Source organism: Hymenobacter sp. (assembly GCF_036388155.1).
Lineage (GTDB): Bacteria > Bacteroidota > Bacteroidia > Cytophagales > Hymenobacteraceae > Hymenobacter.
Window position 1 is genome coordinate 1 of the sequence record NZ_DASVSI010000114.1, and the last position, 23378, is coordinate 23378.

A 23378-nucleotide genomic window follows, 5' to 3' on the forward strand; every position below is an offset into this window, starting at 1 on the left:
CGACCCCAGCGGCAAGTCAGCCGAGCGCAACCTGCTCGACGAAACCACCCTGCGGCGCAACCAGGACGGCATTCGGGCGCAGCTGGAGCGGTTCTTGGATTTCACGGAAGGTCCCACCGGCGCGCTGGTGGTCAACAATTACGACTGGTTCAAGGAATTTGGCTTCCTGCAGTTTCTGCGCGAGGTCGGCAAACACCTCACCGTGAACTACATGATGGCCAAAGATTCGGTGAAGCGGCGCATTAGCGGCAACGAGGACAGCGGCGCCGATGGCCTGAGCTACACCGAATTCAGCTACCAGCTGCTGCAGGGTTACGACTTCGTGCACCTCCACAAAACCCTGGGCGTCACCCTGCAAATGGGCGCCAGCGACCAGTGGGGCAACATCACGACCGGCACCGAGCTCATTCGCCGCGTGGGCAACGCCGAAGGCACCGAAGCCAAGGCCTACGCCCTCACCGGCCAGCTCATCACCAAAGCCGACGGCACCAAGTACGGCAAGTCCGAAACCGGCACCGTCTGGCTCGACCCGGCCCTGACCTCACCTTACCAGTTCTACCAGTTCTTCCTCAACAGCAAGGACGAAGACGCCCCGCGCCTCATCCGCGTGTTCACGCTGCTGAGCCAGCAGGAAATCGAAGCCATTGAGGCCGAGCACAACGCGGCCCCACACCTGCGCATCTTGCAAAAGGCCTTAGCAGCCGACGTAACCACCCGCGTGCACTCCGGCGAAGCCACCGAAGCCGCCATTGCGGCCTCGCAGGTCCTTTTCGGGGCTGGCGACTTAACCTCCCTGGATGAAGCGACGCTGCTCGACGTGTTTGCTGGGGTGCCCCACCTGCGCGTGCCCCGCGCCGAATGGCCGTCGCTTGATGTTGCTGCCTTGCTCAGCGACGCCACGAGCAAGCAGATTTTGCCTTCCAAGGGCGAGGCCCGCAAGATGATTCAGAACGGCGGCGTCAGCCTCAACCGGGAAAAGGTAACCGCAGCCGATGCCCCAGCGTCCGGCTTTCCTTTGCTGCACGGCAAGTACCTGGTGGTGAAAAAAGGCCGCAATTACTTCTTGGTGGAGCTGACAGAAGGCAACGCGTAGTGAGAAGCTGTTTGAGCTAAAAACCCAGCAGCACGTGGTAGAGACGCAACATCTTGCGTCTCGTCGTTGAACGATGCCGTCTGAACTCTTGCGGCGCGGTCCCGGAGACGCAAGATGTTGCGTCTCTACTTCCCCCCAGCTAATCCAACCAGCTTCCAAGCCCGTATGGCGAGTTTGCGAGCAACAAAAAAGGCCCCACCGAACGGTGGGGCCTTTTTCATTTCCAGAATCCGCGAAATCTGTTAAATCTGCGCGAATCTGCGGTTCAGATTACTTCTTCTTAGCAGGAGCGGCTTTTTTAGCAGCGGCCGCCGGAGCAGCTTTCTTAGCAGCAGGAGCGGCTTTCTTAGCACCAGCGGCAGCCTTGGGAGCAGCAGCACCGGCGTTCTTGGTGTTCTGCACCTCGGTGCGGAACGCCTGGGCCATCGTCTTCAGCTCCTGCATGCCTTTGCGCACGCGGGTGCCGGCGGCGGCGTTCTGCTTGTCGTAGAATTTCGAGAAGTCATCTTCGAGCGACATCACGAGGTCCTTCAGTTTGCCAAAATTGTTCATTGGGGCTTGTGGTTTGGGGTGAAAAATGAGTTGATTACGGTGTTTAGCCGGCCCTAATATACAGGGATTTCAAATGCAAGCAAGTTTTTGACTTTTTTTCTAAAACCCCTTTCCCTGCTTTCAGAGGGCGATTTCGACAAAAAAAAGTCGATTTCCAGCAAGTAGCACTAAAGACCTTAGCTTAGAATTGTGCAAAAACAAAAGCGCCGGCCCCCACAGTTGGGAACCGGCGCAAACCTTGATGCGGGGCGTTTCTAGGCCGTTTGGGCCGCCGAGGGTGCCTTGCTGTATAGCCCTTTGTCGAGCTTAGCAGCCATGGCTTCAAACGCCACAATCGTTTCCTGTACGTCGTCGAGCGTGTGCATGGCCGTGGGAATGAGGCGCAGCATAATCACGCCCTTGGGCACCACCGGATACACCACGATGGAGCAGAAAATGCCGTGATTCTCGCGCAAATCGAAGGTTAGGGCCGTGGCGTCGGAGAGTTCGCCGTTCAGGAACACGGGCGTCACCGGCGATTCGGTGGTGCCGATGTTGAAGCCTTTTTCCTTCAGACCGCCCTGCAGGGCCCGCACAATGGTCCAGAGGTTTTCGCGGTATTCGGGGTGGTTGCGAATCAGCTCCAGGCGCTTGAGCGCGCCTATCACCAGCGGCATGGGCAGCGATTTGGCGAAAATCTGGCTACGCATGTTGTATCGCAAATATTCAATCACGCTTTCTTCGCCGGCCACGAATGCACCGATGCTGGCCATGCTCTTGGCGAAGGTGTAAAAAATTAGGTCTACGCCCTCTACGCAGCCCAAATGTTCGGCTGTTCCGGCCCCGGTGGCGCCCAGCGTGCCAAAACCATGAGCATCGTCGACGAAGATGCGGAAATCGTATTTTTCCTTCAGTTTCACGATTTCGGGCAGCTTGCCCAGGTTGCCCGACATGCCGAACATGCCCTCCGTAATCACCAGGATGCCGCCGCCGGTTTCGTCGGTCAGGCGCTTGGCGCGCTCGAGCTGTTTTTCGAGGCTGGCCATGTCGTTGTGGGTAAACACAAACCGCTTGCCCTGGTGCAGGCGTACGCCGTCGATGATGCAGGCGTGCGATTCCGCGTCGTACACAATGGCGTCGTGGCGGTTCACCAGCGCGTCGATGATGCTCACCACGCCTTGATAGCCGAAGTTGAGCAGCAGCGCCCCGGGCTTGTGCACAAAGTCAGCCAGTTCGTTTTCGAGTTGCTCGTGCAGGGTGGAGTTGCCGCTCATGATGCGCGCGCCCATGGGGTAAGCCATGCCGTATTCGGAAGCGCCGTCGATGTCGGCTTGCCGCACTTCGGGGTGGTTGGCCAGGCCCAGGTAGTTATTGAGGCTCCACGTCAGCACTTCTTTGCCCCGGAACATCATGCGGGGATGGATTTGGCCTTCCAGCTTTGGGAAAGCGAAGTAGCCGTGGGCGTAATGCGATTGCGAACCCAAAGGGCCGCGGTTGGCCGAAACCCGGTCGAAAATATCCACTGAAAAAACGGGGTATTAGGTGAAGGTAAAGGGGGGCATGCAGCCAGTTGTTGCAAGAAAAGCAATGCGAACAAAAGGCCTAACTACAAAGGTAGCCCTGGGCCACCGATGTACATAATTTGGGCTTAATAACGGCTAGGGGCAGCCGATGTTTGGCTTGGCCGTGTGCTTTCCCTGTTTCTTTGTGGCCCAAACCCATCCCGCCCACCTTTACCGATGAAGAAAATCACCAAGCTGCTCGTGGCCAACCGCGGCGAAATTGCCTTGCGCATCCTGCGCTCCGCCAAGGAAATGGGCATTGCCACCGTGGCCATATATTCCGAAGCCGACCGCAACGCCCTCCACGTGCGCTACGCCGACGAGGCCGTGTGCGTGGGCCCGCCGGCCTCGAAAGACAGCTACCTGCGCGGCGACAAAATCATTGAAGTTTGCAAAGCGTTGGGCGTCGATGCCATTCACCCCGGCTACGGCTTTCTGTCGGAAAACGCGGGGTTTGCCCGCGCGGTGCGCGAGGCGGGCTTGGTTTTCGTGGGCCCCTCGCCCGAGGCCATGGAAATCATGGGCGACAAGCTCTCGGCCAAACAGGCGGTGAAGGCCTACCACATCCCGCTGGTGCCCGGCACCGACGAAGCCATTTCCGACGTGCCCGCGGCCAAAGCAATTGCCCAGGAAGTAGGCTTTCCCATTCTCATCAAGGCGTCGGCCGGCGGCGGCGGCAAGGGCATGCGCATCGTGAACGGGGCCGATGAGTTTGAGGAGCAGATGCAGCTGGCCATCAACGAGGCCGTTTCGGCCTTTGGCGACGGGGCGGTGTTTATCGAGAAATTTGTTACTGGCCCGCGCCACATCGAAATCCAGGTGCTGGGCGACGAACACGGCCACATCGTGCACCTGTTTGAGCGCGAGTGCAGCATTCAGCGCCGCCACCAGAAGGTGATTGAAGAAGCGCCGTCGTCGGTGCTCACGCCCGAGCTGCGCGCCCGCATGGGCCAGTGCGCCGTCGACGTGGCCCGGGCCTGCGACTACACCGGCGCCGGCACCGTGGAGTTTTTGCTCGACGACCAGCACAACTTCTATTTCATGGAGATGAACACCCGCCTGCAGGTGGAGCACCCGGTAACGGAGCAAATCACGGGGCTCGACCTGGTGAAAGAGCAAATCAAGGTGGCGCAGGGCCTGCCCCTCTCCTTTTCGCAAGCCGACCTCAGCATCACCGGCCACGCCCTGGAGCTGCGCGTGTACGCCGAAGACCCGCAGAATAACTTCCTGCCCGACATCGGCAATCTCAGCACCTACGTGCGCCCCCAGGGCCCCGGCGTGCGCGTGGACGACGGCTTCGAGCAGGGCATGGACATTCCGATTTACTACGACCCCATGATTGCCAAGCTGGTCACCTTCGGGGCCGACCGGGCCGAGGCCATTGCCCGGATGCTACGGGCTATTGAAGAGTATAAAATCACGGGCATCGAAACCACGCTGCCCTTCGGCACCTACGTGCTCACGCACCCCGCCTTCGTGAGCGGAAACTTCGACACGAACTTCATCCGCGACCACTTCACTCCCACCACCCTGGCCCCCACTCCGCCTGATGCAGCCACCGCTCAGGTAGCCGCGGCGCTAGGCGCCATGCTGCTGGAAACCAAGAAACCCAAAGCGGCACCAGCGTCAGGCGAGGCAGGCGCGACCGAAGTTTCGGGGTGGCGCCGGAACCGGTTGGGCGTGCGGTAGCTGGCCCAAGAGCCCCCTTATTTAGTCGATGTATTGGTGAATCCCCTTCTACGTTTAAGCGGTTTGGCTTAACGAAGCACGCCGAAACGAGTACCCCGAAATTTCATTTCGGCCCGCGAGAACAACGGCATTTAAGTCGTTCAATCGGGCCGAAATGAAATTTCGGGGTACTCGTTTTGGCGTGCACCACCAGTTTTTTTACAGCTTCACGAAGTGCGAAAGGCTCCTGCGCCACGCCCGTCGGATGCGCAGGAAGTAGGCGCGCGAGGCCGATGGGGGCGCGGCGCTGGCTTGGTCAGCCCCCGAGGCGTCTTCGGGCCCGGACCCGTGGTTGCGATGGAAAGCAAACTGCGGGTGTTGGGGCAGCACCAGCGGCGGCAGTATTTCTACGGGGTTGCCGTCCAGGGCGTACACGGGCCGCTGGGCGGTGGCTTCTTCCTGGCGGTATTCCACCACGCGGGCGTGGTAGGTGTGCCGGGGGCTGAGGTGCGATAGTTCGACCGTGCTGTCGGTGCCGTTGTAGGCCACGATGCTGCCATCGGCCAGCTTGCTGCCGGTTGGGTAGTCCTGGCCATCGAGCGGAAAGGCCTTGCTGGGGCCATCGGCTTTGAGCAGAACCAGCCGGCGGCTGCCGCTGCCGTTGGCCCAGGCGAGGCGTATTTGCGCAGCATCGGTGGCGGAGGCCCAGAGGTGGGTGGCGTTCTGCGCGGGGGGAAACAAGTCGTGCGTGGGCCAGGTGGCGGCTTTTTTCACCCAGCCCCAGCCCAAGGCTTTCAGCTCCTGCCAGAATTCTGGCGAGCCGTTGCTCGTATTTAGCAGGATGGCCCAGGTGTGCCCTCCTGCCGTGCGCGCCACCAGGCAGGCGGTGCCGTCGAGTTGGCCGGTGTGCCACCAGGTGCCGCCGTTCACCATCCAGCCCTTGGCATAGCCCGCGGCTTTGGCCGACGGCTGCGTCATGCTGCTCAGGGTTTCGGCGGAAATCAGGTCGGGGCGCGAGTCAAAGCCATCGGCCGCCAGCGTCAGCCGCACCAAGTCGCGGGCCGAGAACAGCCAGCCGCCGTGCGCACCCATGGCTTCCATGTGGAAGCCTCCGTAGGCGGCCGGCGCCTGCTTGCCGGGGTTGTAGCACGAAAGCATGCGGTAACGGCTCAGGTAGCCGCTTTCGCGCTCCAGCCGCGCGGCGGGCAGGTTCCGGCCCAAGTGGGCTTCGAACACGCCGCTGGGGTGCAGAATGTGCGCCTGCACCCAGGCTTCGTAGGGCTGGTGGGTCACGGCTTCCAGCACCTTGCCCAGCACCAGGTAGCCCACGTTGGAATAGGCGAAGCGGGTGCCGGGTGCAAAGCTCAGCCCCTGCCGCAGCATGTACCGGATGATGGTGGAGTCGCCCACGGGGTTGGGCACGCGCATTACCTGGGCCACGTGGGTGGGGAAGTCAATGGGGTCGCAGCCCTCGTAGCCGTCGCAGCCGGCGTTGCGGTCCCAGCCGGCGCTGTGTTCCAGCAGGTGCTGCACGGTGATGTCGCGGAGGCGCGGGTCGCGCATTTCCCTGAGGTAGCTGGCGCCCTGCAGGTAGCCTTCGGCCCCAAATACTTTGTGGGAAAGGCTGAGCTGCCCTTCTTCCACGAGCTTCATTACGGCCAGGGCCGTGACCGTTTTGGAAATACTGGCCACTCGCAACAAGTGGTAGGGCTGCATCGGCACGTTGCGTTCGGCAGTCGCATAGCCAAATGCCCGCTCGTAAGCCAGCTGCCCGTCCTTGGTGATGGCGACGGAAGCCCCGAGCACGTTCCATTTCCGCATGAACTGCTGCATGGATTCGTCGCAGTGGGCAAGCTCTGGCACTACGATGCCCGTTTGGGCGGCACTCTTCAGCCACAACAGGCCCAAGAGCAGGGTGAGCAGGAATTTCAAGCTGGCAATTCGCTAAGTCAACTCCCCGACTCCGCCACTCTAGCTCATCTGTTTGACAAAACAAATTTATTGCATCCGTCTAAGATTACGATTTCAATCTAACAAAATGTTTTTTGATTTTTCAAAGAACGCATTCAGATGCTCGAATATCCAAACATCTTACAAACACGCTTTATAGACAAATACGCCAATTTACCCAGTACTGCGTAATTTCATCCATCTAAGTTGAACAGAAAATGCCCATTGAAGTCAAATTAGCTTATTTCTACACCGCCGCACTTTGTCTCAGGCGGCCAGTGCTAGGCTTAATTGGACTAAGCAAGTAGGCTAAGCTAGGTTGAAAACCGCCTTCAAACGGCTCACACATCGTCCCGCTTAATGCGCGGGTCGAACGCAAACTCTTCCCGGCCACTGATGCGAATCTGCGCAAAATCGGGGTGGCGGGTGTTGAGCACGTAGTTGTGCTCGTGGGCGATGATGGACGAGGGCACCCGCAGCACGGCGGCCTCCTGGCGCTGGTACCAAGCGGAGCCCAGGGGCTGGCAGCGGGCGTAGTGGCGCGGCAGTTGCCACTCCGGCGGCATTTGGTTTAGCGTCAGCTCTTCGACGGCTAAGCCGTCGGGGATTTCAATGCGCACCACGTTGAAGAGGCTGTTGAGCCCCTCGCCGCTGCGATGCACCACGTTTTCGAGGCAGGCCAGGGCGCGACTGCCGGCGGCATAAATGACGAGCTGGCCGCGCAAATTCCAACGGCCGGGGTTGCCAGAGGCGACCAGCTCGCCGGCGTACTTGGCCAGGCAGATGCGGTAAACTTCCACGTTATCTAGTTGTCAGTTGCTCGTTGTCAGTTGTCAGGTTGTTGCTGCGGTGCTGTGCGTCTGACAACGAGCAACTGACAACTAAAACCCATTTAAGCGAAGTCGCCGTGGGCGATGCGGTCTACTTCGTCGGCTACGAGGTCGATGCCGCCGCTGGTTTCGAGCAGGGCCAGCGGGGCTTGGTTGTCGAGGCCGTAGGCGGGCTTGTCGAGCCAGCGGCGAAAATCCGACGGGGAGCCGAACACCTCTTCGCCCTGGCGGGCCAACGCCAGCAGCTTGAGCACCTGCTCGCTGGCCGCAGGCGCCAGGCGTTTCTTGGCCTGGCGGTAGGTGCGCAGGGTTTTGGTGGTGGTGTGCAGCAGGTCGGCCAGCTCGTCGGTGCTGAACTGGAGCAGCGCGGCCACGTCGAAGGCGGTTTTGGCGAGCACGCCGGTGCGGGCCTCCATCACCAGAGCGAAAGAATCGGCCACGGTGGCCTGCAGGCCAAGCAAGGCGGGCGAGTACACGGCGGATTGGTGGGCGGCAGCAGTCATGGTATTTCGGTAATGTTTTCCCAAAGATGGGAAATATTTCCGTAGTAACGGGAAATATTTCCTTTTGGTTTCTGACTGCGGTGCGTTGGGTTGCTTACGCAGGGCTTTTGCTTGCCTTGCTGGACCACTTATGAGCCGTTTGCATTAGCAACAACTGCGGTTTTTGCGGTAGAGACGCAACATCTTGCGTCTCGTCGTGTGCGCCGTTCGGACTTCGTTCAAGCGGTACCGTTCAACGACAAGACGCAAGATGTTGCGTCTCTACCTCGTGCAGGCTAACTCAACCAGTTCCTTGGACACTTTGGCCGCTTGTAGCCTTACCTATTTGAGCATGCTTGAGCTAAATGAAAGAAGCTAAGAAAACATTGGCACGATGCCATCGACTTACAGGGCCAGCTATTTTCAAACCAATTCACAACCCACGGGTTCGATGCCGTTTGGCCCGACCAAACCAACTCATTCATTATCTGGCAACAACCACTTTGTGCGCGTATTTTGCACCGCGTCTTTTTGTGAATATGCCCCGCTTATTTTGCGAATTTGCCCCTTTTCTCAACTAGCTGACCCGGTACTTTTGTCTCTATGAGTCCAGGTAAAAAGCCGCATTCCGCATGAGTAATTTTCTGTTGTGCTCGGCACGGAACGGCGGCCCTCACCGGAGGCCACCCAGCCCAACGGCTCGTTTTGCGCACGTACATTCCGAGCCGCATAACTCAGCGAGTACTTGGGTTAATCCACAGGTTTAACTTTTTCAACCCAATCAACAACCGGCCAGCAGCTTGCTTTTCCGCACCAGTTGCGGGGAGCTGTCCCGCCGGCAAACTCGCAGACGCCGCCAACTCCTTCCTTCGGGTGTTCCGGCACCTGTGTAGAGGCCCAGCAAACCTCGTTGGGGCCGTCGTGAAGTCCTTCCTTTTCCCTTCCCACCCATGAGTTTTCGCTTTTCCGTGCTGGCCGCCCTGCCGCTGCTTCTTGCATCCACCAGCTACGCCCGGCCCGCCGACCCGTTGCAGTTGAAGTCGCCCGATGGGCGGCTGGCCGTGACGGTCCAAACCGGACCAGACCTGACGTGGGCCGTGCAGCACGAAGCCACGCCGGTCCTGCAACCTTCCGCGCTGGCCATGACGCTGGCCTCGGGCGAAGTGCTGGGCAAGAATGCAGTGCTGAGCAGCCGCAAAACGGCGGCGGTGAACACGAGCTTTGCGACGCCGGTGTACAAAAAGAGCCAAGTGCTCGACCACTACAACCAGCTCACGCTGACGATGAAGGGCGGCTACGGCATCATCTTCCGGGCCTACAACGACGGGGCGGCTTACCGCTTTTTCACCACCCGCAAGGGCCCGCTGACCGTGCAGGGCGAAACCGCTGCCTTCAACTTCGCGCCGGACGCCCCGGCCCTGCTGCCCTTCGTGCGCGACCTGCGCGACCCCAAGGACTTCTACATTTCCTCGTTTGAGGCGCTGTACACGCCCATTAAGCTGGCGGACGTGGCCCCGCTCAAGCGCGATACCCTCGCTTTTTTGCCCGCGCTGGTCGTACTGCCCGACGGCAAGAAGGCCGTGGTGGTGGAATCGGACGTGCAGGACTACCCCGGCATGCTGCTGAAGGGCAGCCCGGGCGCGGCACTGCGCGGCGATTTTGCCCCTTACCCCGCCGAGGAGCGCAACGGCGGCTTTCACGACATGCAGCTGATGGTGTCGCGCCGGGCCAACTACCTGGCCAAAACCACCGGCAAGCGTCAGTTCCCCTGGCGCGCCATTGTGGTGAGCACCACCGACAAGGAGCTCGCCAACAACGACATGGTGTACAAGCTGGCCGAGCCCTCCCGGCTCAAAGACGTTTCCTGGATACGGTCGGGCAAGGTGGCCTGGGACTGGTGGAACAACTGGAACATCTCGAAAGTGGACTTCCGGGCCGGCGTCAATACGCCTACCTATAAGCACTACATCGACTTCGCAGCCGCCAACAAGCTGGAGTACATTGTGCTCGACGAAGGCTGGTCGGATTCGAAGGACATCCTGAAGGTGTCGCCGCAGGTGGATGTAGCGGAGCTGGTGGCCTACGGCAAAAGCAAAAACGTAGACCTCATCCTGTGGGCCAACTGGCGGGCGATAAACGAGAAACTCGACGCCGCTTACGCCCAATACGCCAAGATGGGCATCAAGGGCTTCAAGGTCGACTTCCTGGACCGCGACGACCAGAAGATGGTAAACTCGACTTATGAGCTGGCCCGCAAAGCCGCCGAGTACCGCCTGGTGCTGGACCTGCACGGCATGCACAAACCCGACGGCCTGCAGCGCACCTACCCCAACGTGCTCAACTTTGAAGGCGTGAAAGGGCTGGAAAACAACAAGTGGACGCCCCGCGACGACATGCCTGGCTACGACGCCACGCTGCCGTTTATCCGCATGCTGGCCGGGCCGATGGACTACACGCCCGGCGCCATGCGCAACGCCACGCAGGCCGAGTTCCGGCCCAGCAACTCCAACCCCATGAGCCAGGGCACCCGCAGCCACCAATTGGCGCTGTACGTGGTGTTTGAAGCCCCCCTGAACATGCTCTGCGACAACCCCACGGCCTACCGCAAAGAGCAGGAAAGCACCGACTTTATTGCCGCCGTGCCCACGGTGTTCGACCAAACGGTTGCCCTGGACGGCAAAGTGGGCGAGTACGCCGCGCTGGCCCGCCGCAAGGCCGATACCTGGTACGTGGGGGCGATTAGCAACTGGTCGCCCCGCGAGCTGACCCTAGATTTTGCCTTCCTGGGGCCCGGTCGCTACGAAGCCGTTATTTTCCGCGACGGCGTCAATGCCGACCGCGACGCTACCGACTACAAGCGCGAAGTGGTGCCCGTAGCGGCCACTGACAAGCTGAAGATTAGCCTGAGCAACGGCGGCGGCTGGGCGGCCCGAATTTATCCGGTGAAGTAGGCCTGCGTCGCCCGCCCGCTTCTCCTTCAACTCACTCTCTTTCATTATTCTCCTTCCAAATGAAAAAATTAATTCTCCTACTGGCCAGCCTGATGGCATCTGGCTCGGCCTTCAGCCAGGGCAACAACTACAAGCAGAACTACCAGAAGTACGAAGGCCTGGCCCTGACGCCGCCCATGGGGTGGAACAGCTGGAACAAGTTCGCCTGCAACGTGGACGAGAACCTCATCAAGCAGGTGGCCGACGCGCTGGTGAGCTCGGGGATGAAGGACGCCGGCTACACGTACATCAACATCGACGACTGCTGGCACGGCGAGCGCGACGCGCAGGGCTTCATCCAGCCCGACGCCAAGCGCTTCCCCTCGGGCATGAAGGCCCTGGCCGACTACGTGCACGCCAAAGGCCTCAAGTTCGGGGTGTACTCCGACGCCGGCTCCCAAACCTGCGGGGGCCGGCCCGGCAGCCGGGGCTACGAGTTCCAGGACGCGCTGACCTACGCCAGTTGGGGCGTGGACTACCTCAAGTACGACTGGTGCAACACCGAAGGCCTCAAGGCCGAGGGCGCCTACAAAACCATCACCGCCGCCCTGCGCCGGGCGGGCCGGCCGGTGGTGCTCAGCATCTGCGAGTGGGGCAACGACAAGCCCTGGACCTGGGGCCAGAGCGTGGGCCACTTGTGGCGCACCACGGGCGACATTTACAACTGCTTCGACTGCGTGAAGGACCACGGCTCCTGGAAGTCGTTCGGGGTGATGGCCATCCTGGACAAACAGGAAGGCTTACGCCAGTACGCCGGCCCCGGCCACTGGAACGACCCCGACATGCTCGAAGTCGGCAACGGCATGCCCGCCAACGAGGACCGCGCCCATTTCACCATGTGGGCCATGATTGCCGCGCCCCTGATTCTGGGCAACGACGTGCGGAAAATGAGCCCGCAAACCAAGGACATCCTGACCAACCCGGAAGCCATTGCCGTGAACCAGGACCGCCTCGGGGTGCAGGGCTTCCGCCACGCCGTCAAGGATAGCGTGGAAACCTGGCTCAAGCCCTTGGCCGACGGCAAATGGGCCGTCACCTTCCTCAACCGCAGCAAGCGCCCGCAGCCCGTGGCCTTCGATTGGAAAGCGAAACCCATCGTGGACGAGCTGTCCAAAACGGAGCTCAACGCAGCGAAGACCACCTACAAAGTGCGCAACGTGTGGACCCGAAAAGACGTGGGCACCACCAAGAAAGCCTTTGCGGGCACCGTGCCAGCGCACGATGTCATCCTCTTGGTCTTGGGCACTGGCGAATCTGCTTACTCCAAAAAAGAAAGCCGGGTCTCCAGCGGGCAATAGCGCATATTGTACGCTGCAAAAGCCGTCTGGCAAATTAATTTGCTGTCGTCCAGTGCATCGAGCGGCGACGAAGGACGTTATTTACGACTGAACAACTCTGTTGTGATTTGGTAAGGTCCTTCGTCGCCGCTCAATGCGCGCAATGCTCTGGACAGCATACGCATGAAAAACACACTCCTAGTTAATAGCATTGCTATTGAAAACCAGTATCATGGCCCCATCGGTTGCGCGACGCTTACTTTTTCGTTTTGTGCTCTGTTTGTTTTGCGCGTTTGCTGGCACAATCAGCTTGGTTAATGCCCAAGCCCTTACCGACAACATTCGCCTCAACCAGGTGGGGTTTTACCCGGCTGCTCCCAAGCTGGCCGTGGTGACGGGTGCCGGGGACAAAGCCCTGGCCTTTCGCATCAGCAGCCCGGACCTGAGCACCACCGTTTTCAAGGGCACGCTACGGCCGGCCCCGGGCGCCGTGCTCGGAAGCCGGGTACGCGTGGCCGATTTTTCGGCCTGCACCAAACCCGGCCTGTATGTGGTGAGCGTGCCGGGCGTGGGCAAGTCTTACCCGTTTCGGATAGGGCCCGACGCGCACCTGGCGCTGGCTAAGGCGGCGCTGAAAAGCTACTACTACCAACGGGCTTCCACGGAGCTGCCGGCGCGGTACGCCGGCCCCTGGAGCCGGCCCGCCGGGCACCCCGACACGCGGGTGCTGGTGCACGCTTCGGCCGCCACGGCGCAGCGGCCAACGGGTACGGTCATCTCCTCGTCCCGCGGCTGGTACGATGCGGGCGACTACAACAAGTACATCGTGAACTCGGGCATCACCATGGGCACGATGCTGTCTCTGTACGAGGACTTTCCGGCGTACTGCACGGCGCTGCGCGCCGACATTCCGGAAAGTGCCAACGACGTGCCCGACGTACTGGACGAGGCCCTCTGGAACCTGCGCTGGATGCTGACCATGCAAGACCCCGGCGACGGCGGCGTGTACCACAAGCTCACCAATGCCAATTTCGACGGCATGGTGATGCCCGAAAAGGTGAGCACCCCGCGCTACGTGGTGCAAAAAAGCACGGCCGCGGCCCTCGACTTCGCCGCCGTGATGGCCCAGGCCAGCCGAATTGCGCGGCGCTTTGAGCGCCAACTCCCCGGGCTGGCCGACTCTTGCCTGCGGGCTTCGACCCGGGCTTGGCAGTGGGCCCAGGCCAACCCGCAGCAGCACTACCGGCAAGACGACATGAACAAACAGTTCAGCCCGCCCATTGTCACGGGCGGCTACGGCGACCAGAACGTGGGCGACGAAAAGGTCTGGGCGGCGGCCGAGCTGTTCGTCACCACCCGCGAGCCGGCGTATTACGAAGCCGTGCGCCCGGCCCTGCAACGGGCCGCAACCCTGCCCTCCTGGGGGCAGGTGCAGACGCTGGCGCTCTACACCCTGGCCCGGTTTCGCGCGGAGCTGCCGGCTCCGGCGCAGGCCGACGCGGCCCTCGTTTCCCAGCGCCTGATGGCCATGGCCGATACCCTGCGGGCGGGCTCCCGGCCGCAAGTTTACCAGACGGTAATGGGCCGGCGGCAGCGCGATTTCAGCTGGGGCAGCAACGCCAACGCCGCGAACCAGGGCATTGCCCTGGTGCAAGCGTTTCGGCTGAGTGGCAACCGGCAGTACCTGCACGACGCCCTCGCCAACCTCGACTACCTGCTCGGGCGCAACGCCACGGGCTATTCTTTCGTGACGGGCCACGGCAGCAAAACGCCCCTGCACCCCCACCACCGCCTCTCGGAGGGCGACGCCGTGGCCGCGCCCTTGCCCGGCTTCCTGGCGGGCGGGCCCAACCCTGGCCGGCAGGACAAGTGCAACTACCCCTACCTGCAGCCCGACAAAAGCTACGTCGACCAGGTATGCTCCTACGCGTCCAATGAAATAGCCATCAACTGGAACGCGCCGCTGGTCTACTTGGCGGTGGCACTGGAAGCACTCCAACCCTCGCTCCCACCGGCCAGCGCCGCCCCAAAGAAGTAATCAGGGCGGAGGTGTGAAATAGAACATTTTTACTAATCAAAAGCCAAGCTCTGGCAAATGAACCACGGGACTGGCAGGGGCCGGTGTGTCCAATGAGGCGGTCGTAACCGACAAGGCTCAGCTCTGCCCGCGGCCGGGGCCATGGCAATGGCCGTCCTCTAGGCTGGGCGGCAGCTGGCTCTCTTGAGCGCAGCTGCCGCTCCTACTCGCTAAGGCTTCAAACTGCTCGTTGGACCGGGAAAGCACGGCCTTTCCCAGAGCACGAAGCGATACCTACAAGAAAGGCCAGCTCTGCGCCGAGCCGTGTGAGACGCACCGATGGGGGCTGCGCCAGCTTTGGGTGAGTCTGCGGCCAGACGGCGTTTTAACAAGGAGCGACCGCTTCGTAGCGTCACAATCATTAGCATTGGTAATGAGCGTATTAAATCTATGTTATTATTGAGGCGGGGCTTGATGGGGCAGAAAATCTAGCAGTCTGGACAGATTAATCATGCACAAAATCTAGGAATTCACCCGTGGTTTTTGATTAGAATGGCATGGGCTACGGCCTCCCCAATAAGGTAATTTTGGTTCATCGAGCGGTGTCAGCATGAGTCCTGCGGGGCTTTACGGTTCTGAGCTACGCAATCGGTTTCGACTGCTCGCCGAGGCCAGTTTCACGCTTCACTCCTACGGCCCGGTTTCGACAATCACCGGCTGGCTTTTTCGGCCACAGCCTGACTAGCCGCCGGTGAGTGGTTCAACACTCATGGTTTACAACGTTTCATTTCTTCCTTTCGCGCAAGCCTCCACAATCGTTTGTTTTTACCTCACCTACCGCCACCAATTATGGCCGCAACAATTACAATTAATCCAGGAAATCGGCGGCAGCTCTACAAGCGCGTCCTAGCCTCCGTCGGCCTCGGGCTGTTCTTGGCCGGCTCAGCCACGCCCTGCTTGGCGCAGACCTCGGAGCCCTATACCTGGAACAGCATGGCCATTGGTGGGGGCGGGTTCGTGTCGGGCATCATCACCAGCAAAACGCAGGCGGGCCTGATGTACGCCCGCACCGACGTGGGCGGTGCCTACCGTTGGGACGTGGCCGCCAATAAGTGGATTCCGCTCATGGACTTCGCCTCGGACCAGGAGCAGGGCATGTTCGGCGTGGAGTCGATGGCCCTGGACCCGCAGAACCCGGCCACGGTGTACGCCTACTGCGGCATCAGCTACTTCAACAGCGGCCGCTCGTTCATCCTGCGTTCTACTAACTACGGGGCCTCGTTTACGACCATTGACGTGACTGCGCAGTTCAAAGCCCACGGCAACGGCATGGGCCGCGGCAACGGCGAGAAGCTGCAGGTAGACCCCAGCAACAGCACCGTGCTCTACTGCGGCAGCCGCAACAACGGCCTGTGGAAGAGCACCAACTCCGGCACTACCTGGACCAATCTGACGGGCTTGCCGGTAACCGCCACGCCCAACGGCAACGGCGTGAGCTTCGTGCTGCTGGATAATAGCAGCGTCGCAGGTGGCGCCACGCAGCGCGTGTTTGCCGGCATTTCGCGCAGCAGCGGCGTGGGGGCCAACTTTTACCGCAGCGACGACGCCGGGGCCACCTTCACGGCCGTGAGCAACCCGGGCCTGGGGGCCAGCATGATGCCGCAGCGCGCCGTGCAGGCCGGCGGCGACCTCTACATCAATTACGGCAACGGCGCCGGGCCCCACGGCAATACCTACGCCGCCACGGGTACCCTGCCAGCTTCATCTGAGCCTTACGACGCGGGCCAGGTGTGGAAATACAACATCGCGGCCGGCACCTGGACCAACATCACCCCGACCACGGGCGTGAACCGGGCCTATGGCGGCCTCAGCGTGGACCGCAACAACCCCAACCGCCTCATCCTTTCCACCACCAACAGCTACCAACAGCAGGGCCCTACTTCCAGCAGCCCCTACGGCGACCGGTTTCTCTACAGCACCGACGGCGGCACCACCTGGACCGACGTGGTGCAGCGCGGCTTCAGCACCGACGCCGACGGCGTGACCTGGGTGCTCAACTCCTCCATTCACTGGGCCGGCTGCATCGAGTTCGACCCCTTCGTACCCAACCGCGTGCTGGTGACCTCGGGCAACGGCATCTTCGTTAACGACGACATCACGGCCCCGGCGGGGGTGTGGCGGTTCTTCGTGAAAGGGCTGGAGGAAGTGGTGCCGCAAAGCATCGTGAGCCTTCCGGGCGGCCCGCTCGTCAGCGTCATCAGCGACTACGACGGCTTCCGGCACACCGACCCGGCGCAGTACGCGCCCATTCACCAGCCCCGCATCGGCAGCACCACCGGCCTAGACTATGCCAAGCTCAACCCCAGCAAGTTCGTGCGGGTCGGCAACCGCAACAACGCCACCGCGACGTCGGTGCTGCTGTACTCCACCGACACGGGCCTGACCTGGACCCGCACGGCCACCATGAACGGCTCGGGCGGCCAAGTGGCGCTCTCGGCCGATGGCGCGGTGCTGCTGCACAGTCCTTCCAACGGTACTTCCACCAGTTTCCCGGCGCCGGCCAATAACGCGTACACTTACCGCTCGACGGACAACGGCGCCACCTGGACCGCCGCCACCGGCATCCCGACCACCTTCACCAGTCACCGGCCGGTGGCTGATGCGGTGAACGCCAACAAGTTTTACATCCACAACACGACCAACGGCGACATGCTGGTGAGTACCGACGGGGGCGCCTCGTTTGCGGTGGCCGGCAACGTGGGCGGGGGCGGCGGCTCCAAAATCATCCGGGCCATTCCTGGCCGCGAAGGGCACCTGTGGGTGGCCCGCTACGGCAGCGGCCTCACCCGCTCGGTGAACTCGGGCGCCGCGTTCACCCGACTGACCAACGTGACCTACTGCGGCGCGGTGGGCTACGGCAAGGCGGCGCCCGGCGCGGCCTACGAAACCATTTACATCTACGGCACCGTGGGCGGGGTGCTGGGGGTGCACCGCTCCACCGACGAGGGCGCCACCTGGGTGCGCGTGAACGACGACGCCCACGAGTACGGCGGCCCCGCCAACGGCCAGTTTGTGGTGGGCGACATGAACGTGTACGGCCGCGTGTACATGAGCACGGCCGGCCGCGGCGTGGTCTACGGCACGCCCAGCGCCACGCCCTTGGCCGTTGGCTCGGCGGCAAAGCGCGCCGCGAGTGCCTTGGTGGCCTACCCCAACCCAGCCACCGGGCGCGTGGCACTAAAGCTGCCCGCGGCCCTGGTGGGCGGCACGCTCTCGCTGGTTAACGCCGTGGGAGCCGTGGTGCGCACCGAGCCGGCCCCGCAAGCCAACCATACCCTGGACCTCAGCCGCCTGCCGGCCGGCCTGTACATCGTGCGGGCCAGCGGCGGCGGCGAGGAAGCCACCGTTCGTCTTATCAAACAATAAGTTACCACCCGGCATCGCCGCTTCTTTTTTCGCTCCTGAATAACAAACATGCCTAAGCAGTTCCCCCGTTTAGCAACCTTACTTGGCACCACCTTATGCTGTGCCGTGGCCGGCTACAGCCTAGCCCAGACCAAAGTGGCCTCCTCTCTCCCCAAAGGCGCCCCCACGCCCGCCAACAAGCAGGCCGCCCTGACGGTCAACGACTCTAAGATTGAGGCCCTCCTGAAGAAAATGACGCTGGAGGAGAAAGTGAAGATGATTCACGCCAACTCCGCCTTTGCCGCCGGCGGCATTCCCCGCCTGGGCATCCCCGAAATTGGGACTTCCGACGGCCCCCACGGCGTGCGCCCCGAGCAGGGCCGCGACTGGAAGGGCGTGAAAGACGCCAACGACGCCGGCACCTACCTGCCGACCAACAACACCCTGGCCTCGACCTGGAACCGCGCCCTGGGCTACGAGTACGGCGCCGTATTGGGCCGCGAGGCCAACGCTCGCGGCAAGGACATCATCCTCGGCCCCGGCATCAATATCATCCGCGCGCCGCTCAACGGGCGCAACTTCGAGTACCTGAGCGAAGACCCGTTTCTGATTTCGCAGCTGGTGGTGGGCTACATCAAGGGCGTGCAGGACCAGGGCGTGTCGGCTTGCGTGAAGCACTTCGCAGCCAATAACCAGGAAGTGCACCGCGGCGACATCGACGTGAACATGAGCGAGCGGGCGCTGCGCGAAATCTACCTGCCGGGTTTCCAGGCGGCCGTGCAGCAGGGCGGCGTGCACACGCTCATGGGTTCCTACAACAAGTTCCGCGGGCAGTACGCCACCGAAAACGCCTACCTGATGAACGACGTCCTCAAGGGCGAATGGGGGTTTAAAGGTTTGGTGATGAGCGACTGGGGTTCGGTGCACAACACCATGGACGCCCTGCGCAACGGCACCGACCTGGAAATGGGCACCGACCTGGTGCTGAGCCGCGGCACCGTGGACCAGTCGGCCAGCGCGAGCACCGTGCCGCTGGCCACCGTCAAGAACGTGTACGACCGGTTTTACCTGGCCGACGCGGCCCTCGACGCGGCCCGCAAAGACCCCAAGCTGGTGCCGCTCATTGACGACAAAGTGCGCCGCGTGCTGCGCGTGATGTACGCCACCAACATGATGGACGGCGCCAAGCGCAAGCCCGGCGCCTACAACACGCCCGAGCACCAGGCCACCGCCCGCAAAGTAGCCGAAGAGGGCATCGTGCTGCTGAAGAACGACGGCCTGCTGCCCCTGAAAAAGACCGTAAAAACCGTGGCCGTCATCGGGGCCAATGCCACCCGCGAAACCGGCGGCGGCGGCGGCAGCGCCCAGGTGAAGCCCAAGTACGAAATCACGGCGCTGCAGGGCATCAAGGACGAGCTGGGCACTTCGGCCACGGTCACCTTCGCGCCGGGCTACAAAATTGCCCGCGACCAAAAGGCCGACCCGCAGCTGATTGCCGAAGCCGTAGCCGCGGCCAAAGCGGCCGACGTGGTGGTGTACGTGGGCGGCTCCTTCCACGGCTACGACTACCGCAGCTGGGGCGACAACGCCTACGACGCCGAAGGAGTTGACAAACCCGACCTTCAACTGCCCTTCGGCCAGGACGAGCTGGTGCAGGCCGTGCTGGCCGCCAACCCCAACACCGTGGTGGTGCTGATGGGCGGCGGCCCCATCGACGTGTCGGCCTGGGCCGGACAAGCCAGGGGGATTTTGGAAGCCTGGTACCCCGGCATGGAAGGCGGCCACGCGCTGGCCAACATCCTGTTCGGCGACGTGAACCCCTCGGGCAAGCTGCCCGTGACTTTCCCGGTGAAGCTGGAAGACTCGCCCGCGCACAAGCTGGGCGAATACCCCAGCACCCCCGGCAACCCGCTGAAACAGACCTACAAGGACGACATCTACGTGGGCTACCGCTACTTCGACACCTACAAGGTGGCCCCGCAGTTCGCCTTCGGCCACGGCCTGAGCTACACCACTTTCAAGTACGACCAGCTAAATGTGACGCCGGGCAGCAAAAGCGCCACCGTGAAGCTAAAGGTGACCAACACCGGCAAGACCGCCGGGGCCGAGGTGGTGCAGGTATACGTGCACGACCAGCAAGCCTCGGTGAAGCGCCCGGAGAAGGAGCTCAAAGGCTTCGAGAAAGTCTTCCTTCAGCCCGGCGAATCCAAAACCGTGACCGTGGCCTTGAATACCAACGCCTTCCAATTCTACAGCGAAGCCAAAAAGCAGTGGGTGCTGGAGCCCGGCAAGTTTGATGTGCTGGTGGGCAGCTCCTCCCGCGACATCCGCCTCACCGGCAACGTGACGCTGTAGCGTGGTCGCACCCGGAGGGACTTTTAGTCCGCGTGTCCCGGCACTTGCCCCATGCATTACTCACTAAGGCGCGGACTGAAAGTCCGCGCTACATCAGTCCTCAATGTTATACTCACCCCGCCACAGCCGCTTTTTCCTGCTCGGCTTTGCTTGTATTTCCACGGTTGCTTTTGAGGCCCAGGCCCAGAAAGCTTCCGTGGAGAAGCAGGCGAATGGCGTCACCATCCACTTGCCCCAGGCCAACTCCATGGCCACGCGCACGTTGCGCCTGCAGGTAGTTTCCGACAAAATAATCCACGTGCAGGCCAGCCCGCTCGACACGGTGTCGAGCTTGGCCAGCCTGATGGTGGTGCCGCAACCAACCGCGCCGGTAAAGTGGGACTTCAAAACCAAGCGAGACCAAGGCGTGCTGAGCACCGGCGCTCTGCAGGCGTTGGTTTCGCTCACGACGGGCGAAATCACCTTCGCCGATGCCAAGGGCCGGACCATTCTGCAGGAGCGGAAAAACGGCGGCAAAACCTTCACGCCCGCATCCGTAGACGGCCAGCCGCTCTACCAGGTGGAGCAGGCCTTCGCCTCGCCCGCCAATGAGGGAATCTACGGCCTGGGCCAGCACCAGAACGGCACCATGAACTACCGAGGCCAGCAAGTGGAGCTGGCCCAGAACAACACCGACGTGGCCGTGCCCTTCCTGCTTTCCAGCAAGAACTACGGCATCCTGTGGGACAACTACTCCATCACGAAGGTGGGCGACACCCGCGACTACCAGCCGCTGAGCACCCTGAAGCTCTACTCCAAGGAGGGCACGCCGGGCTGGCTCACGGCGTCTTACGCTTCAAAATCCAACCCCGAAGTACTGGTGGCGCGGCGCCCCGAGTCGGCGCTCAACTACGAGTACCTGGAGGACATGAAGAACTTCCCGGCCACGGTCAAGCTCGGCGAGACGGTGGCTACCTGGGAGGGCGCGGTGGAGTCGGCCACGCCGGGGCTGCACCACTTCCTGCTGAAAAACGCCGGCTACGCCAAGCTCTACATCGACGGCAAGCTGGTGGTGGACAAGTGGCGGCAGGCCTGGAACCCCGGCACTTCGGTGGTGGCCGTGCCGATGGAAAAGGGCCGCAAGTATCCCATCCGCCTGGAGTGGGACCCGGACGGCGGCGAGTCCTACCTGGGCCTGCGCTGGCTGGGGCCGCAAGTGGGTCAGGCCACGCAGGAGTACGGCTTCCGCTCGGAGGCCGGGCCCGACTTGAACTACTACTTCGTGCACGGCAACACCGCCGACGAAGTCATCAGCGGCTACCGGCAGCTCACGGGCCCGGCACCCATCATGCCCAAGTGGGCGCTGGGGTTCTGGCAGAGCCGCGAGCGGTACAAAACCCAGCAGGAGATGCTGGAAGTGGGCGCCGAGTTCCGCAAGCGCCGCATTCCCATCGACAACATCGTGCTCGACTGGTCTTACTGGAAGCCCGCCGAGTGGGGCAGCCAGGAGTTCGACCCCAGCCGCTTCCCCGACCCCAACGGCCTGATTAAGACCCTGCACGAGCGCGACAACCTGCACTTCATGATTTCGGTGTGGGCCAAGATTTACGAGGGCATCCCGGTCTATAACGACTTCAAGGCCAAAGGCTACCTCTACCCCCGCAACATTGCCAACCGCACCAAGGACTGGATTGCGCCGGGCTACACGTCCACGTTCTACGACGCCTTCAACCCGCAGGCCCGCACCGCTTTCTGGAACCTGATGAACACCAAGCTTTTCACCAAAGGCGTGGACGCCTGGTGGATGGACGCTTCGGAGCCCGACATCCACTCCAACACCAACGTGCAGACCCGCAAGGAGCTGATGAACCCCACGTTCCTGGGTTCGAGCACGCAGTATTTCAACGCTTTCCCGCTGCAAAACGCCAAGGGCATTTACGAGGGCCAGCGCTCCACGGCCCCCGATAAGCGCGTGTTTCTGCTCACCCGCTCGGGCTACGCGGGCTCGCAGCGCTACGCGGCGGCCATCTGGAGCGGCGACATTGCCTCGCGCTGGGAAGACTTCAAAAACCAGATTCCGGCCGGCCTGAACTTCTCCATGTCGGGCATCCCGTATTGGACCACCGACATCGGCGGCTTTGCCGTGGAGAAGCGCTACGAGCGGGCCAAGATGGAGCCCAAAGACCAGGACGAGTGGCGCGAGCTGAACACCCGCTGGTACCAGTACGGCGCGTTTTGCCCCCTGTTCCGGGTGCACGGGCAGTTTCCGTTCCGGGAGATATACAACATCGCTCCCGAGGGCAGCCCGGCTTACCAGAGCATGCTCTACTACAACAAGCTGCGCTACCGGCTAATGCCCTACATCTACTCGCTGGCCGGCCAGGCCCACCACCAGAACGCCACCATCATGCGCGGGCTGATGATGGATTTTGGTGCCGACGCCGCGGTGCGCAACATCGGCGATGAGTTCCTGTTCGGCCCCAGCCTGCTGGTGGCGCCCGTGACCGACTACAAGGCCCGCAGCCGCGAAGTGTACCTGCCCGCCGCCACCGGCTGGTTCGATTTCTACACCGGCCAGTACCAGGCCGGCGGCAAGAAGCTGGCCGTGGCGGCCCCGCTGGAGCGCATGCCGCTGTTTGTGCGCGAAGGGTCCATCCTCCCCTTCGGCCCCGAAATCCAATACACCGGCGAGAAGGCCACCGACCCGATTACGCTGTACGTGTACACGGGCCGCGACGCACAGTTCTCGCTCTACGAAGACGAGGGCGTGAACTACAACTACGAAAAAGGCGCCTTCGCCACCATCCCGACCTCCTACGACGAGCGCACCAAAACCCTCACCATCGGGGAGCGCAAAGGCACCTTTCCGGGCATGCCCGCCCAACGGAATTTCCGCGTGGTGTGGGTGAGCAAGGACCGGCCCACCGCCTTCGACCCCGACGCGGCCCCCGCCAAAACGGTGGCTTACTCAGGCACCGCCATCACGGTGAAGATGGAGTAGGATAGCGCGCCGGTGCGCCGGCCACCCCTCCTGCTGCCTGGCGCCAATTCTCAAATCGTTTTTCACCGCATTGGCCGCAAGGGCCAGTAACTGCTCTCAAAAGAATTCCCCGCTGACGATTTAGTGCTCATTGCCTATGAAAAAATAACACAAACCCACTCCAAGGCCTGAGTCATTGTTAACCTTCCAATCTTTTGCCCAGATGATGAAAAACAGACTACACAAATCCCCGCTTTTT

The 23378-nt window shown here is 61.9% G+C and carries 12 protein-coding genes and 1 pseudogene; 8 read left to right on the plus strand and 5 right to left on the minus strand.

Annotated elements, in window-relative coordinates:
• The coding region (gene tyrS / locus VF629_RS15380) for a tyrosine--tRNA ligase (RefSeq protein WP_331059379.1) at positions 1–1093 on the plus strand (1093 nt) is incomplete at its 5' end.
• 381 nt (positions 1094–1474) lie between these two features.
• Here tyrS and VF629_RS15385 read toward each other — a convergent pair.
• Together VF629_RS15385 and VF629_RS15390 are read right to left on the minus strand one after the other, a co-directional pair.
• Positions 1475–1645 (minus strand): annotated as a pseudogene (locus tag VF629_RS15385) (histone H1); the annotation flags it as partial.
• Between the two features lie 254 nt (positions 1646–1899).
• Positions 1900–3147 carry an aminotransferase class I/II-fold pyridoxal phosphate-dependent enzyme gene (locus VF629_RS15390; RefSeq protein WP_331059380.1) on the minus strand — a complete coding sequence of 416 codons (1248 nt, stop codon included), beginning with the start codon at positions 3145–3147 and terminating at the stop codon, positions 1900–1902.
• 216 nt (positions 3148–3363) lie between these two features.
• On the opposite strand from VF629_RS15390, the gene accC reads away from it, so the two are divergent.
• Entirely contained in the window at positions 3364–4875 is a 1512-nt protein-coding gene (accC, locus tag VF629_RS15395) for an acetyl-CoA carboxylase biotin carboxylase subunit (protein ID WP_331059381.1), read from the plus strand.
• A gap of 198 nt (positions 4876–5073) precedes the next feature.
• Here the strand turns inward: accC and VF629_RS15400 are convergent, their stop codons facing one another.
• The 3 genes from VF629_RS15400 to parS all read right to left on the minus strand — a co-directional run bounded on the left by VF629_RS15400 (position 5074) and on the right by parS (position 8137).
• Entirely contained in the window at positions 5074–6786 is a 1713-nt protein-coding gene (locus tag VF629_RS15400) for a serine hydrolase domain-containing protein (RefSeq protein ID WP_331059382.1), read from the minus strand.
• Positions 6787–7145: 359 nt separating this feature from the next.
• Positions 7146–7604 carry an RES family NAD+ phosphorylase gene (locus VF629_RS15405; protein WP_331059383.1) on the minus strand — a complete coding sequence of 153 codons (459 nt, stop codon included), beginning with the start codon at positions 7602–7604 and terminating at the stop codon, positions 7146–7148.
• A 92-nt stretch (positions 7605–7696) separates the two neighbouring features.
• Positions 7697–8137 (minus strand): type II toxin-antitoxin system Xre/ParS family antitoxin, encoded by a 441-nt coding sequence (gene parS, locus VF629_RS15410; protein WP_331059384.1) that lies wholly within the window; start codon positions 8135–8137, stop codon positions 7697–7699.
• A gap of 929 nt (positions 8138–9066) precedes the next feature.
• Between parS and VF629_RS15415 the strand changes: the two genes are divergently transcribed.
• The 6 genes from VF629_RS15415 to VF629_RS15440 all read left to right on the plus strand — a co-directional run bounded on the left by VF629_RS15415 (position 9067) and on the right by VF629_RS15440 (position 23140).
• Positions 9067–11067, plus strand: coding sequence for a glycoside hydrolase family 97 protein (locus VF629_RS15415; protein WP_331059385.1), 2001 nt, complete (start codon positions 9067–9069; stop codon positions 11065–11067).
• 59 nt (positions 11068–11126) lie between these two features.
• Positions 11127–12404, plus strand: coding sequence for a glycoside hydrolase family 27 protein (locus VF629_RS15420; protein WP_331059386.1), 1278 nt, complete (start codon positions 11127–11129; stop codon positions 12402–12404).
• 250 nt (positions 12405–12654) lie between these two features.
• Positions 12655–14421, plus strand: coding sequence for a glycoside hydrolase family 9 protein (locus VF629_RS15425; protein WP_331059387.1), 1767 nt, complete (start codon positions 12655–12657; stop codon positions 14419–14421).
• 828 nt (positions 14422–15249) lie between these two features.
• Positions 15250–17826 carry a T9SS type A sorting domain-containing protein gene (locus VF629_RS15430; RefSeq protein WP_331059388.1) on the plus strand — a complete coding sequence of 859 codons (2577 nt, stop codon included), beginning with the start codon at positions 15250–15252 and terminating at the stop codon, positions 17824–17826.
• 105 nt (positions 17827–17931) lie between these two features.
• Positions 17932–20160: a glycoside hydrolase family 3 C-terminal domain-containing protein gene (locus VF629_RS15435; RefSeq protein WP_331059389.1), complete on the plus strand. Its 2229-nt coding sequence runs from the start codon at positions 17932–17934 to the stop codon at positions 20158–20160.
• A 103-nt stretch (positions 20161–20263) separates the two neighbouring features.
• Positions 20264–23140, plus strand: coding sequence for a TIM-barrel domain-containing protein (locus VF629_RS15440; protein ID WP_331059390.1), 2877 nt, complete (start codon positions 20264–20266; stop codon positions 23138–23140).
• Positions 23141–23378: the final 238 nt, after the last annotated feature.